We start from the raw sequence: 14,697 nt of genomic DNA on the forward strand, positions 1-14,697 counted from the left end.
TTGCCCTTCAACAGTGACCAATTATTGGTTGCTGTTGATTGAAAACTACTACAAGTTTAATCGTTTCGATAAAAATTACTCAGCGTAAAATAAGGTGGTTTAAAATGAACCGATAGGGTGCTAATGGTACACTGTACTCATATAGATACATTGTCATTTAGCGTTTGAACCACTCCCCCCGCTAATTAGCTAACCAAGCGTTCAAACGTTGAGAAATACCTTATGCGTTTGTCGTTCAGCTTCGTTTTTGCTTCTTCATTTGGCGTTGTTACGCCTGTGTTTGCCAACTATGACCTCGATTCTCTGTTGGAGATGCCTTTGTGCTCTCTAGCGGAAACCAAAGTGGTCTCAGCTACTCGTACCTCTCAGTCTTTGGCGGATACGCCAGCGTCCGTTTATGTTATCACCGCTAAAGAGATCAAGCGCTCAGGAGCTCGCTCTGTCGCTGATGCGTTATCTTTGGCACCCGGTCTTCATGTCGCTAAATATTCTAACTATGATTGGGGCGTGACGGTTCGAGGCAATAACGAAACGCTCAACAATAAAATGTTGGTGATGGTCGATGGACGTAGCGTGTTCAACCCGATGTCGTCTGGTGTGGATTGGGATCTCATTCCAGTCAGTATGGACAGCATTGCTCAAATCGAGATTGTACTCGGTCCTGTTGGGACGGTTTGGGGGGGAAATGCCGTCACTGGGGTAATTAACGTTATTACAAAAGAAGCAGAGGGCTCACCAAAAGGGCAGCTAGCCGCCAGTTTCGGCAACTACGACTATCGTGAGTATCAACTTCATCATGCTGGTGCAGTTGGTGAGTATGCCAATTACAGTCTGTATGGTGAATTTGTAGACCATATGCCTTGGACCAGTGAAGAGGCTAGGGTACAACCGTTTCAACATTTCAATGTATATACCGAGCGTTTTGGTGGGCGTTTGGATTACCAGAAGCGTGAACACACCCTAAGTGTCCAAGCCGGCGGTATTCGTTCTCGTGAAGATTACAACTGGGGTAATTATCAGCCGCATATGATCATGCCGGGCTCTGAACCCATGCGTACCTACGAAACAGAAATGACGATGCAGGAGTATTTCGTCGGCGGTCATCATATTTTCGATCGTGCCAATGGTGATAGCTGGGAAAACGAAGTCTGGTTTACGTACAGTTCTAATGATAGCACTCATGCCAATGCGCAGTTTTTTCGAACCGACTTAGACTCTCACTATACCTTTTCCGATCTTTGGGGAACGGAGTTTACCATTGGTGGAAACATTCGCCTTATTGACGAAAAGTTCGGTACGTTTTCAAAGTATGATGAACTCACCATGCCATATTTGCGCGTGGCAGAAGATCCTGATTTCTTAAATCAATCTTATGGTCTATACGCAAACTGGAGTGTGCCACTGACGGACAGAACCAAATTAACCCTTGGTAGTCGATGGCAATATAACAACCTTACTCATGATATCGACCCACAACCCCAAGTTCGCTTGAGCTATGAGCTTGCCGATAACCAAAGGATTTGGGCTGGCTGGGGTAAAGCAATCGTAACCCCATCGCGTTTGGAGCTGAGTACCTACATGCGTGAAAATCAGTACATGCAACATGTGCTATTTAGCAATAACCAATATTACGATTATTACTACAGTGTGCTTCTCGAAGGAAATGAAGATTTAGATGTAGAGTCAGTCTCGACTTATGAAGTGGGCTATCGTCTTTGGGATGACAATGCATTGCAATTCAGCGTGGGAGGTTTCTATACCCGCCATGAGAATATTCGAGTTTATAAGACAGAATCTGCTACTCAGAACATCATCACGGGTGGTTCTTCTCCAGGTACGGTTGGCACCGTTGTGGAGCAATATACCTCCACGCTGGTTGATCCTATTTGGAGTGAAAGCTTTGGTGGTGAAGTTGCGGTCAAATGGCAGCCCCGAGATGATGTACAGATCAATGCTAACTACAGTTACAAACGCATTGTTGGTCATTGTGAAGGTGATATTTGTGGTACAAACAATGCGGTAAAACGCAGTATCGAAAACGAGCCAAATCATTTTGTGAACGCGCAAGTGATGTGGGATATCACAGCTCAATGGTGGGTGAGTGTCAGTGGGCAATATGTGTCTGAATCCAAGTTGCATAAAGACTACGAGTCTGCACTAAACCCAATCAACGTGGCGAACAAAGATTATAACTGGCCCGAAGTCGTGTCTTTTGATGCATCCATTAGCTGGCAGTATAACGACTGCCTGCCAGAGATCACGGCATCAGTTGAGAATTTAGGCGCTGACCAGAGCAAAGAGTTTCCAACTAACTACAGTTCTTTTGCTAATGGCACTCAATATTGGCTAACGCTAGATTGGAATTACGCCAAATGGTAAAACGAACAGAAAAGGTTGTCGTCGTTAAATGGCTGATAGCTTTTTGGGCGCTGCTTAGTGCAACATTTGCGTTTGCTCACTACGAAGATGCGGATTTAAAAGCCGTGTATTTGTATCGTTTTGCCCTGTTGGCGGATTGGGTGGCGACGGGCGAACCTGTTGCTCCTGTAGAATATTGCGTATCTGAAAATGACTCGGTCGCAGAGCACCTCCAACGGATCGTCGCACGCAAACCTCAATTGTCACGGTTTTATGATTTATCCAAAGGCGAGACGCCAAGTTCTTGCCATATTTTATATTTAACTCAGGCGGATAGTTCAAAAATAGCCACCAGACGAGAACAGTTTCCCCATTCACTCTTAATTGGTGACGGAGATAAGTTTATTAAAAAAGGCGGTATGGTGGCATTTGTGAAAGAGAACAACCGCATCCGGCCCATGATATCTCGCAGCCACATTGCTCCAACAAAAGTCCAACTACGCGCGCAATTGTTGAGTATTTCTATCTTAGCTGAAGATGAGGTGGCTCCATGATCCGTTCTCGCCTTGCTCGGCTGCCTTTGCGTCACAAAATGATGCTTCCAACGTGGTTGATGATAACTTTGATCGTGATTGGTTTAGGCACCTTAGCCATACAATACTTGGTGATTGCGCAAGAAAGTGCTTTAGATCGCCGAATCAATATCCTTGGTCAAGGCGTGGCAAATACACTTCAAGCATCCTTGATGTTTGACGATGCGTATTCTGCAAAAGAGCAATTGATTAACTTAAGCTTTGACCCAGATATTATTTCTGCTGTGGTGATCAACCAACACGACCAAACCATCGCTTCTATTGAAGATTTACCAAAAGAGTGTGCTTGGCATGGTCGTGAATTGTTGTGCGCTAATCAAAGCGTAGTCATGCGCCACAATGATGTATTGTTAGGAGGGGAGAAGCTCGGTGCACTTGAGATTTGGGTTTCGCTTGAAAGCTTGCTAATTCATGAACGTAAAATGTGGTTATCCTTGGGTGTGATTGTCCTGTTACTCTCAATCTGTGCTTGGGCATTAGCCAAATTATTGCATTCATTAATTTCGCTTCCTTTGTTGTCTTTACATCGCTCAGTTGAACATATGGGGCGGGTCGGTGTTATTCGCAAAGCATTACCGGTTTATCATCAAGATGAAGTGGGGAAACTGACCGAGTGTTTTAACGAAATGACAATGAGCCTTGCTGAGCGAGAATCTCAAGTGGCTCAAGTCTTGAAACGAGTTGAAGACAAAAACCGTTATATTCGAAGCGCGCTCGATGCGATGCAACGTTGCGTTCTTGTTGTATCGTCGAATGAGCAAGTAACCTATTTCAACCCAGTGGCAGAAAGCGAACTTCGTGGCATAGAAGTGAACTCCAATGCCCGCAATTTGTTGATGAACTACTTTGAGCCTCAGCTAAAAATCGAGCGCATTATGTTTGCTATTGACACGCATACCACGGTAGAAGGAATCGAGGTACGCAGTGTCGATAAAACTAAGCGCTACCTTATTTCTTGCAACCCGATGGATACTGAAAAGAGCAGTCTGATTCAGCTTCGAGATATCACGGAGCACGCGCTGTCAGAACAAAGACGCAAACTTTTGGATTTGATGTTTGACCAAAACCAAGACGCTATTTTAGTACTCGATCGTGCTTTGAATATTAAGACGCAGAACAACTCAGCGACGCAGTGGTTTGGTGAAGTGGATGCGCTTAAAACACTGGAATTGCTTTCTCCATTTGAAGCAACAAAAGCGATCAAGTTACGCTTATTAAAAACAGGACATTACAAAACGCATGTGGAGCTGAAAAACCAGCAAGGTCGGGTGATACCATGTGAGTTGAAAGTGCGAGTATTAAAAAGTGAAACGGGCAGAGCTGAAGCCTTTGTGGTTTCCTTTACTGATTTGACGATAGATATTGAACTCAAACGTCTCAATTATCAGGCAAACCATGATCCCCTGACCGGTCTTGCCAACCGTGCTAAAGCGGTTCGTCGACTCCAAGAGAAGCATGATGTTGGCGCATCACAACACATCTTATTTGTGGACTTGGATGGTTTTAAGGCCGTTAATGACCAATATGGACATGCAATTGGAGACCAATTGTTGAAGGTTGTGGCGCAACGATTAATGAACTGCGTTGCACGACGCGATCTGGTTTCGCGCTTGGCTGGAGATGAGTTTTTAATTGGGGTCCGTGATGCGTCGAGCAGTGAGCCTATTGCTAGGAGGATCATCGAGAGCCTCGAAAAACCGTTTCTTCTGGGAGACGTGACGTGTGAAGTTTCTGCAAGCATAGGTATCAGTTATTGGTCTCGTGAAGACTCTGCGACGTTAGATGAAAAGATCAACGAAGCGGATGTTGCTATGTATTTAGCGAAAAAAGCGGGGAAAAACCAGTACCACAGCGGCGCCGAAACGGTTTGTTTACTTGATTGACGGAAAACCATGTCCTTGGGCATGGTTTTTATATTACGCAATTTGTTGAACATGCGATAAACGTTGAGCTGTTTAGTTGTTGAACAGCACATTTCAGTTTAATGATGGGATATCCTACCCAAATATGTTGTAGTCCAAGGTGGATAATCTTGTCAGAATGTCCTGACTAAAATCAAAAAAATGCTTTTATAACAATGAAGTAAACACAATTCAAAAATTGTCGAAGTTTGACATTTATGCTGTGCAAATTAGTCTGATCTCCCAAGTTGTGGAAGTCGTTATGTTCAGCATTTTAAGAAAAACAGTCATACTTTTTGTCGCATTTATCGGCACAATCTCTCCGTCATAAATAAAAGCCTAATCTGCCACACTTTGCTTTTTTAACTGCGGCTCATATTTGATTGAATATGCAGTGGATAGCTCAACCTCCAAATGGTTTCTAAGGATGTAATTAATTCTCATTATTAATTATGTTGTGTTAGCTTCTTTTATCGAGTTTGCTCATGTAGAGCAGACTGATGAAAAACTCATCGACCTGCACGTTTATAGCCACTCTCTATGAACTTTACGGTTAGTCAAAGTAAACATGCTCACTTTCTATTTTTAGCTACATTCATAGTTATTTCTATGTTATACACGTATTGATATTATTTTTATAAATAATAAATTGTTTAAATAAATCACAGCTATGCAAGAAGAATGTTCTAAATTCCAATTCAAGGAAGCGATTCGAAAGGGTAGCAAGCATCATGGTAAGAAGGATTTATGACCAACCCTAAGTTAGTAATCGTGGAAGACGACCAAATTTTAAGTGAAATGCTACAAGAATATTTTGAGAGCCAGTCATTTGATGTTGTCAGGGTGGCTGATGGAGTAACAGCCTGTGAACAAATATTGGCGATTCAACCTGATATTGTGCTTCTGGATTTAATGCTCCCTGAAGTAGATGGACTCACGATCTGCCGTCAGGTGCGCAGGAGTCAATTTAATGGCAAGATTTTGATTTTAACAGCAAGTGACGACGATTTTGATCATGTGGCGGCGCTAGAAACTGGTGCTGACGATTTTGTAAGCAAACCTGTACAACAACGAGTTTTGTTGGCAAGGGTTCGCACATTGCTTCGCCGAAACCACGAACTATCACCTAACGATAATGAACTGCATTTCGGTAAATTGTCTCTAAATAAAACGACTAAGTCGTGTGTTTATGCAGGTCAAGACATTACGATGGCTGAGAGTGAGTTTGAATTACTTTGGTTACTAGCTTCCTCACCCGAGCAAGTGCTGTCACGAAGCTTTTTAACTCAGCAGATTCGCGGAGTAGAGTATGACGGTTTTGATCGTTTCATCGATAATAAAATAGTAATTCTTCGTAAGAAGCTAAACGATATAAGTATGCCACCAAAAAAGATTATTACCGTGCGCGGTAAAGGGTACTTGTTTGTTCCGGAGCGCTGGTAAGGGCGGCCATTTTTAATGCGAAGAATCTATTTTGAATACTTGGCGGGTTTAACGCTAATCTTTCTTATAAGTATATACTCCTATGCATTTCTCGTTTATCAGGTTGGCACAGACTATGAATATATTCTAAGAGACCATCAAGCTCAGGCTTCCCAAGAGCTGATCAATATCATTGCGAGTGAAAAGGGGATAGATGAAGCCGAAGCTATCTTGCAGGACTACGCAAACAAAACGCGGCAACTGTTGCGTATCGTGGACCATAAAGATGCACCGGAAATGGTGCAAAAAGCGTTTACCAATCGAGAAATATACGCTTATTACTATGAGGAAGACTTTCTTTGGTTGCGTTTACCGGGAAGTCAAAGCGTATATGAATTATCGGATGATAAAGAGTCGTTCCTCAGAAAGAAGATAAAACTGGAAAATCGTTTGATTTGGGTATTTGCGATTACTGGGTTTGCTTTTAGTGGTCTATTCTTAGTTTGGCGGATAAAACTTCGCTTAAAAAATCTTGAACTTGTAACTATCGCGTTCTCTAATGGCGACTTAATGCAGTGCGCTTCAGAAAAAAATAGTATTAGGCTTGGTACTCTTAACCGTAGCTTTAACGTCATGGCAGATAAAATACGTGACTTAATTAATAGCAACAAGTCACTAACTAATGCAGTTGCTCATGAGCTTAGAACACCAATTTTTCGCATTCAATGGCAAGCTGAGTTGCTCAGTGATTTAGCGCCAACGGACAAGCAGGCGAAAGCTATCTCACGCATTCTTGCAGATACACAAGAAATGGAAGATATGGTCGATGAGCTGCTCTATTACTCTCGACTAGAGCGTGGTAATTCTGAACTACAATTGCAACCCGTAGATTTGAATCATTGGCTAGAAGAGCGATGCGCACTATGGCAAAAAGAGACTCAACTTACTTTGGTGAAGGTGCCGCTTAACAAGACTGTTCCGTTACATGTCGACCTTAAGTTGTTTAATCGTGCTATTGATAACATCGTTCGTAACGCGTTTAAATTTGCTGAATCAAAGATTGTTATTGAACTGTGGTATAACGATGTGGAAGTCGTCGTGGAAGTTCATGACGATGGAAAAGGTGTCGAATCTCAGCATTGGCCGTTTTTATTTGACCCGTTTTACAGTGCAAATACCGCAAGAAGTAAAGGAAAAACAGGTCATGGTCTTGGACTTGCGATAGTAAAACAAGTATGTGAACGGCACCAGGCTCAAGTAGCGGTCAGAGATAGCTATCTTGATGGCGCTTGCTTTTCGCTCTCTTTTCCTCGTATTGACGGGTGAAGTCGCGTATCTTTGCTTTGCTATTATCTTCGTCTCTATGTTTCCCTTTTCCAAGAAAGCTGCTTTCTTACAGGGCGATTAGAGTTATTTCTTAACTCTAATCGCTCTGTGACACATCTTTGGATCGTATGTGCCATTTTTGTCGCGAGCGTCTCATACGTATCGGTTAAAAAGCCAGGGGAGTTTACGCCAGACTTTATGAATCATTTATTATGTTTTGAGATCATATTTCGCCCCCAAATATCTCGACCGATCAAGCTGACCTAAATTTATCCCCAATTAACTAATCAGTAATCGGATACTCTAGAGTGAGTAACTATCAAAATACAAAAAAAAGCTCAATTTAAAACGTCATTACATGCTTCCTTAATAGCTCAAACTAAAATCTGATGGAGCGACTTTGAAGCTTAAAATGAGCGCTTGAGTAACGATGTTGCTTTTGTTTCTTTGTTAATCATCTAGAGTCTTTTGTATTCCTATGTACGCAAATGTAACCATTTGACTACGTTTTATCATTAATTATATTGATGCGCAGTTGTTATAAATAGAGTTTGACGAAATAAAATGGTTGCATATTTATTGAAACGTTTCGCGTTAGTTGTACCGACGTTTCTAGGGATCACAATACTTATCTTCGCAATTACTCGCTTTGTGCCGGGAGGTCCGGTGGAGCGCATGTTGGCAAATATGCAGCCACAAGGTGATGGCGCTTCGGTTAGTGCTGTAGTGGGACAAAACTCTGCGCTATCTGAAGAGCAGTTGGCAGACTTAAACAAGTTTTATGGTTTAGACAAGCCAGTAACAGAAGCTTACGTTGATTGGTTGTATCGTTTGGTTCAATTCGACTTAGGTGAATCGACTCGTTACTACGAGCCAGTAACTGAGATGATCTTCGAGAGGTTGCCAGTGTCTGCGATGTATGGCGGTATCACTTTCTTTATTAGTTACTTCATTTCGATCCCGCTTGGTTATTACAAAGCATTAAAGCACGGTAGTGTTTTTGACTCCGTTTCGTCGATCATGATTTTCGTTGGATATGCGCTACCGGGTTACGTAGTTGGTGTGCTACTTATCACATTGTTCAGCTATCACCTAGAGTGGTTCCCTATGGGGGGATTTGTCGATGACGACTTTGATGATTTCACCACACTTTCTGAGCAGGTGACGGACATTCTTTGGCACGCAGTATTGCCTTTAATTTGTTACTTAATTGGTGATTTCGCTACGTTGACCATGACGATGAAAAACAACCTGATGGAAAACCTTTCTTCGGATTACATTCGAACAGCGATTGCTAAAGGTCTGCCATTTAGACAAGCAATTCGTAAGCATGCACTTCGTAATAGCTTGATTCCAATTGCAAGTCACTTTGGCAACTCGTTACTGTTTTTCATGACGGGCTCATTCTTAATTGAGGTGATATTCGATATCAATGGGATAGGTCTGCTTGGTTACGAGTCGATTGTAGAGCGTGATTACCCAGTAGTAATGGGCATTGTTGCGATTAACGCATTGGTGCTGCTATTTGGCAATATTTTATCTGATGTGTGCGTTGCGCTTGTCGATCCTCGCGTGAAGTTTGGAGCGTAATCATGTCTCGATTAAATCTATTCACTCTCAATCCGTTGACCAGGAAACAAATCAAGCGCTTCAAGGAGATCAAGCGTGGTTACTGGTCACTTATGTTGTTGTCGGCACTATTGATTTTATCTCTGTGTGCAGAAGTACTCATCAATAGTAAAGCGCTAGTCGTTCGTTACCAAGGTGAGTACTTCTTCCCAATCTTCTCGGATGTGTATTCGGGTAGCAACTTTGGTTTGGACTATGCGGCAGAAACCAATTATCGCGATCTTCAACAGAACTTTGAATATGAGAACAATGGTGACTTTGTGTTATTGCCATTAGTTCCTTGGAATGCGTTTGAGCAGGACTTTTCAGGTAGCTTTCCGCCGAATGCTCCGGATTTTGAAGCGCAACACTACCTAGGTACCGATGTTATTGGTCGCGACATTCTCGCACGTTTGGTTTACGGCTTTCGAACGGCGATGGGTTTTGCATTGCTGACAATGAGTATCGCCTACGTCATTGGTGTCACGGTTGGGTGTGCGATGGGTTTCTTTGGCGGGAAATTCGACTTAGTGGTGCAGAGGCTAATTGAAACTTGGTCTATGGTACCGTTCCTCTACGTGATTATGATTTTGGTCTCTATAGCGCAACCCACCTTTATGTTGTTTGTTCTGATCAACGTGGCATTCAGTTGGATGGGTATCACTTGGTATATGCGAACCATGACATACAAGGAGTCAGCACGAGAGTACGTGTTGGCTGCCAAAGCTTTAGGTGCCTCCACTGCTAGGATCATCTTCCACCATATCTTGCCCAATACCATGGTGATGATTGTGACGCTAGCTCCTTTCACTATTGCAGCGAACATAACTGCTCTAACTGCGTTGGATTATCTGGGGCTAGGTCTTATTCCACCAACGCCAAGTTGGGGAGAGCTGTTGCAACAAGGTAAGTCGAATTTAGATTCACCTTGGATTGTGGTGTCTGTGGTAACAGCGATTGTTTCTGTGTTGGTAATGGTGACCTTCATTGGTGAAGCTATTCGCACCGCCTTCGACCCGAAAAAATACACTCTATATATATAGAAACAAGGAAGTAATCATGTATAGATTTGCACTTATTTCACTGTTGCTCAGCGGCTTGGTTCAGGCAGGTGAGTTGCCGAGTGACCTGCAATGGCAAAGCAATTGGCAAGATCCTGTTTTTGCATCGGACGAGGCTAAACGTGGCGGAACTCTGCGTAGCTATATGCTGAGTTTTCCTCAAACTTTGCGCTCTGTGGGGCCTGACGCGAACTCCGGCATTCGCTTTTACATTATGGATGGCACGCCAAAGCTTGCTCAACGTCACCCAAATACGGGGAAGTGGATCCCTCAACTCGCTGATGAGTGGGCGTTTTCTGATGACTACAAAACCGCTTACTTCAAATTGAATCCTAAAGTCAAATGGTCTGATGGTGAAATGGTAACGGCAGATGATTACCTGTTCATGCTAACGTACTACCGCTCTAAAGACATTATTGATCCTTGGTACAACGATTTCTTCAGAAACACTATCGCAAGCGTTGAGAAATTCGATGACTACACGATCTCTATCACAGTCTCTGAGCCAAAGAGTAATGATGAACTGATGGTGCTACTTAACACACCAAATCACGGGTTACAGCCGCGCCCGCGGCATTACTTTGCCAATATCAATGACCAAAACGGCGATGGTATGGACGACAACTTTGTTCGCAAATACAACTTCAAAGCGGAGCCAACGACATCACCTTACTACATCTCAAAGATCAACAAAGGTCGCAGTATTACTTTCAAACATGTAGGTGACAATTGGTGGGGATATGGCAACAAGTATTATCAGAACCGCTTTAATGTCGACAAATTGCGCATCAAGGTGATTCGCGATTCAGACATTGCACGTAAACACTTTGAGAAGGGAAAGTTGGACACCTTTACCATGGTACTTCCGCAATTGTGGCATGAGAAGACGGATTCAGCCCCCTTTGCGAAAGGCTACATTCAAAAGTTTTGGGGCTTTAACCAAACATCGCAAGGTGCGGGTGGTTTGTGGATGAACACCTCGATGCCGCTACTAAGTGACATTAACGTTCGTAAAGGGATCACTTTCGCAACAGACTTTGACGGCATGATCAAGAATGTACTTCGCGGTGACTACTCACGCAAGCCTCATGCAATGGGCTATGGTCATGGCGATTACGACCTGCCAGATGCGAAGGCACCTGCGTTCGAACCAGAGCTAGCTATCGGTTATTTCGAAGCGGCTGGTTTTACCAACATCGGTCCTGACGGTATTCGAGTCAATAAAAACGGTGAGCGCCTCAGCTTCAAAATTACCTACGGTTACAATATTTGGACGCCTCGTATTGCGTATCTAAAAGAGCAAGCCAAGTTAGCAGGATTAGAGCTTAATCTGAACTTGGTGGATGGTTCGGCAGCATTCAAATATATCTTAGAGAAAAAACATCAACTGGCATTTTTAAATATGGGTGGCGGAGAGTTACCAGCATATAAAGAGTACTTCCACTCTAGCAATGCAAACCGGGTCCAGACCAACAACCATACGAACTACAGTTCGTTAGAGTTGGATCGTGAGATTGAGGCATTCAACTCCGAGTTTGATGCCGATAAGAAATATCAACTGTCGAGAGAGATACAGAAATTAATCTCAAATGCCTTTGTGATTGTGCCTGGCTACATGGTCCCTTATACGCGTGATGCACACTGGCGCTGGGTCAAGTACCCCAATAACCCGATGACTAAGAAAACTGGTGCGATGTTCAACATTTTAGGTACCAGCAATTTCTGGATTGATACCGAATTAAAACAACAAACTCAGCTGGCTTATAAAGAGGGCGAAACTTTCGAACCTGTCACTGTGATTGACGAGCGTTACAGGTTATAGGACGAAATACTAAATGAAGCAACAAACAGTACTAAAGGTACGCGATTTAGAGGTGGAGTTCAGCATCGATGAAGGTACCGTCAAGATCTTAAAGGGTGTCTCATTTGACGTGCGAGCAGGTAGAACTTTGGGCTTAGTTGGGGAGTCGGGTAGTGGAAAGAGCGTTACATCAATGTCGATCATGGGACTGTTACCTAAACCATACGGGCAGATAACTAAAGGTGAGATTTGGTATCGCGATACGGATCTGACCAAGATGGTCGAAAGGGATTTGTACCAGATGCGTGGTAACCGCATCTCAATCATATTCCAAGACCCAATGACGGCACTTAACCCAGTTCAAACGGTTGGTAATCAGTTGGTGGAAGTACTTGACCTGCACCATAGTCATATGTCTAAAGCAGAAAAGGTGGATTACTCGATCGGCTTGCTGGAAAAAGTAAAAATTCCTATGCCAGAGCTTAGGTTTCAAGAGTACCCGCATAACCTTTCTGGTGGTATGAGACAGCGAGTGATGATCGCAATGGCTCTTGCTTGTAAGCCTGATGTGCTTATCTGTGATGAACCGACGACGGCGTTGGATGTGACGGTTCAAGCCTCAATCCTAAAGTTAATGAAGGAGCTTCAGGAAGAGACAGGCATGGCGATGATTTTCATTACACATGACTTAGGTGTTGTGGCTGAGATCTGTGATGACGTTGCCGTGATGTATGACGGACGTATTGTCGAAAACGCTGATGTGTTCGAGCTCTTCGATTACCCAAAACATCCTTATACCAAGAGATTGCTTAGTCTGATACCTGACTCAGATTCAGAGTCCAAACAGGCGATACAGGTTGTTCCTATTGATCTTTCACTTTTCCCTGAATACCAGGGGGCATCGTAATGGCTGAGCTATTAAGAATTGAAGGGTTAAAACAGTATTACCTAACGGGTAAGGGGGTCTTCAAAAAAGGTTATGTGATCAAAGCAGTAGATGATGTTTCATTTAGTTTAGAGCAAGGCCAAACGCTCGGACTAGTGGGTGAGTCTGGCTGCGGTAAAAGCACACTTGGTCGCACTATTCTCAAACTGTACGAGCCGACGGAAGGTAAGATTTTCTTCGAAGGAAAAGAGATAACGCATTTGAACTCGAAGCAGATGAGACCGCTTCGACGCGAGATGCAGATTGTGTTTCAAGACCCATTGGAGTCACTAAATCAAAGACACACTGTAGGTGGTATCTTAGAAGAGCCCTATAAGATTCATGGTATTGGTACACCAGCAGAAAGAAAACGATGGGTATTGGAACTACTCGACAAGATCGGTTTGCCGCACACTGCAGTGAATCGTTATCCTCATGAGTTTTCTGGTGGCCAAAGACAGCGTATCGGTATCGCTAGAGCAATCGCACTTAAGCCAAAACTACTTATCTGTGATGAGTCAGTATCGGCTTTGGATGTGTCGGTGCAAGCTCAGATATTGAATTTACTGCTAAAGATACAAAAAGAGATGAACCTATCAATCATATTTATCTCACACGACTTGTCGGTGGTTAAACATATTTCAGACCACGTAGCAGTAATGAAAAAAGGGAAAGTTGTCGAAATGGGAACCGCGAAAGAAGTATATTCATCGCCAAAGAATGAATATACGAAAGAGTTGTTATCCGCTATTCCAATTACACACCCTTCACAACGAATAAAAAATACAAGTCAGGTGGCTAATAACTATTAAAAAGACAAACGGATTTAAATAGCAGAAGGACAGTATGAATAAAACAAAAGTATTGCCAATTCTATTTTTGGCAACGCCCTCTTTTGTGCTCGCAAACAACTTGAATGATGAGTGGGACGAGAGTGACAAAAAGAGCGCATGGTCAGGATATGTGAGTGCCGATTATTCGCGTAATGGCTACGAAGACAGTGCTTACTTAGCTAATCGTTCAGCTTCGGCTACGGGCGTATTACGCTATGCGGTTTCTGACAAATCTAGGTTGCAACTCGTGGTATCTGGATATCACCAACAGGATGGAGATGTTTATGGTACTCGCGGTCAGTTCTGGAATGACACCTCGTTATCATGGGCTTACAACGGATTGTTTAATCCGACAGAAGGTTCATCGGTAAGCGGTGAAATTAGAGCGATATTTCCAACCTCAAAGTCTTCTAAAAGAAATGACCTTCAGTTTGGAACGCGTTTAAAACTTCGGTGGAGTGCTGCATTTGATGAGTGGTTAGACGGTCTGACGCTTAGCAATACAGTTCTGCTACGAAAAAACTTCCATGAATACAAAACCGCTGGTGGTTATCAGTTGATTGAGTATAGGCTGAGTAATCAATTTTCTGTGGATTATGCATTTGCAGACGACTTTTACTTCAATATTTTCTTAATGCCGAGGCAGTCGTGGAATTATCAAGGTAACTCACTGGATCCGACTATTTTACATGGAGAAGAAATTGGTTACCAAATGACAGAGAGCATTTCTATGTCAGTTGGTATGACAAACAGTGTAGGTTATTACAATCCAGATAAAGGGCAAAACCCGCTGAATGATCTGATTGATTTAAAAAAGATGACCTATTACGCAGTGGTTAATTATCAGTTTTAGCGAGATAGCTAATTAA

At 43.0% G+C, this 14,697-nt stretch carries 11 protein-coding genes; all 11 read left to right on the forward strand.

From position 1 onward, the window contains the following. The first annotated feature begins 222 nt into the window (after positions 1-222). Positions 223-2,379, forward strand: coding sequence for a TonB-dependent receptor plug domain-containing protein (locus J4N44_RS20970; protein WP_009696145.1), 2,157 nt, complete (start codon positions 223-225; stop codon positions 2,377-2,379). Further along, entirely contained in the window at positions 2,373-2,912 is a 540-nt protein-coding gene (locus tag J4N44_RS20975) for a YfiR family protein (protein WP_049537136.1), read from the forward strand. The genes J4N44_RS20970 and J4N44_RS20975 overlap by 7 nt, the downstream gene beginning before the upstream one ends. Further along, a complete protein-coding gene (locus J4N44_RS20980; protein ID WP_252045720.1) occupies positions 2,909-4,834 on the forward strand; it encodes a diguanylate cyclase domain-containing protein in 1,926 nt (641 codons plus the stop codon). The genes J4N44_RS20975 and J4N44_RS20980 overlap by 4 nt, the downstream gene beginning before the upstream one ends. A 765-nt stretch (positions 4,835-5,599) precedes the next feature. Continuing rightward, entirely contained in the window at positions 5,600-6,295 is a 696-nt protein-coding gene (locus J4N44_RS20985) for a response regulator (RefSeq protein WP_029789534.1), read from the forward strand. A gap of 15 nt (positions 6,296-6,310) precedes the next feature. Beyond that, positions 6,311-7,600 (forward strand): ATP-binding protein, encoded by a 1,290-nt coding sequence (locus J4N44_RS20990; protein WP_252045721.1) that lies wholly within the window; start codon positions 6,311-6,313, stop codon positions 7,598-7,600. Between the two features lie 564 nt (positions 7,601-8,164). Further along, entirely contained in the window at positions 8,165-9,190 is a 1,026-nt protein-coding gene (locus J4N44_RS20995; protein ID WP_029789536.1) for an ABC transporter permease subunit, read from the forward strand. A gap of 2 nt (positions 9,191-9,192) precedes the next feature. Beyond that, complete coding sequence (locus J4N44_RS21000) at positions 9,193-10,251, forward strand: ABC transporter permease (RefSeq protein WP_252045722.1); 1,059 nt, start codon at positions 9,193-9,195, stop codon at positions 10,249-10,251. 16 nt (positions 10,252-10,267) lie between these two features. Beyond that, on the forward strand, positions 10,268-12,091 hold the full coding sequence (locus J4N44_RS21005) for an extracellular solute-binding protein (protein WP_252045723.1): 1,824 nt from the start codon (positions 10,268-10,270) through the stop codon (positions 12,089-12,091). Positions 12,092-12,104: 13 nt separating this feature from the next. Further along, entirely contained in the window at positions 12,105-12,977 is an 873-nt protein-coding gene (locus tag J4N44_RS21010) for an ABC transporter ATP-binding protein (RefSeq protein WP_252045724.1), read from the forward strand. Further along, on the forward strand, positions 12,977-13,807 hold the full coding sequence (locus tag J4N44_RS21015; RefSeq protein WP_074051565.1) for an ABC transporter ATP-binding protein: 831 nt from the start codon (positions 12,977-12,979) through the stop codon (positions 13,805-13,807). The genes J4N44_RS21010 and J4N44_RS21015 overlap by 1 nt, the downstream gene beginning before the upstream one ends. A 34-nt stretch (positions 13,808-13,841) precedes the next feature. Further along, positions 13,842-14,681 carry a hypothetical protein gene (locus J4N44_RS21020; RefSeq protein ID WP_029789541.1) on the forward strand — a complete coding sequence of 280 codons (840 nt, stop codon included), beginning with the start codon at positions 13,842-13,844 and terminating at the stop codon, positions 14,679-14,681. The last annotated feature ends 16 nt before the right edge of the window (positions 14,682-14,697 follow it).

Origin of the sequence: Vibrio sp. SCSIO 43155 (assembly GCF_023716605.1) — a bacterium.
GTDB lineage: Bacteria > Pseudomonadota > Gammaproteobacteria > Enterobacterales > Vibrionaceae > Vibrio > Vibrio harveyi.

Excerpts from the sequence above, each read along its gene's own strand:
- J4N44_RS21005 (WP_252045723.1), top strand. The coding sequence starts at position 10,268 with ATGTATAGATTTGCACTTATTTCACTGTTGCTCAGCGGCTTGGTTCAG.
- J4N44_RS21015 (WP_074051565.1), top strand. The coding sequence starts at position 12,977 with ATGGCTGAGCTATTAAGAATTGAAGGGTTAAAACAGTATTACCTAACG.
- J4N44_RS21000 (WP_252045722.1), top strand. The coding sequence starts at position 9,193 with ATGTCTCGATTAAATCTATTCACTCTCAATCCGTTGACCAGGAAACAA.
- J4N44_RS20975 (WP_049537136.1), top strand. The coding sequence starts at position 2,373 with ATGGTAAAACGAACAGAAAAGGTTGTCGTCGTTAAATGGCTGATAGCT.
- J4N44_RS21010 (WP_252045724.1), top strand. The coding sequence starts at position 12,105 with ATGAAGCAACAAACAGTACTAAAGGTACGCGATTTAGAGGTGGAGTTC.
- J4N44_RS20995 (WP_029789536.1), top strand. The coding sequence starts at position 8,165 with ATGGTTGCATATTTATTGAAACGTTTCGCGTTAGTTGTACCGACGTTT.
- J4N44_RS20985 (WP_029789534.1), top strand. The coding sequence starts at position 5,600 with ATGACCAACCCTAAGTTAGTAATCGTGGAAGACGACCAAATTTTAAGT.
- J4N44_RS20970 (WP_009696145.1), top strand. The coding sequence starts at position 223 with ATGCGTTTGTCGTTCAGCTTCGTTTTTGCTTCTTCATTTGGCGTTGTT.
- J4N44_RS20990 (WP_252045721.1), top strand. The coding sequence starts at position 6,311 with ATGCGAAGAATCTATTTTGAATACTTGGCGGGTTTAACGCTAATCTTT.
- J4N44_RS21020 (WP_029789541.1), top strand. The coding sequence starts at position 13,842 with ATGAATAAAACAAAAGTATTGCCAATTCTATTTTTGGCAACGCCCTCT.
- J4N44_RS20980 (WP_252045720.1), top strand. The coding sequence starts at position 2,909 with ATGATCCGTTCTCGCCTTGCTCGGCTGCCTTTGCGTCACAAAATGATG.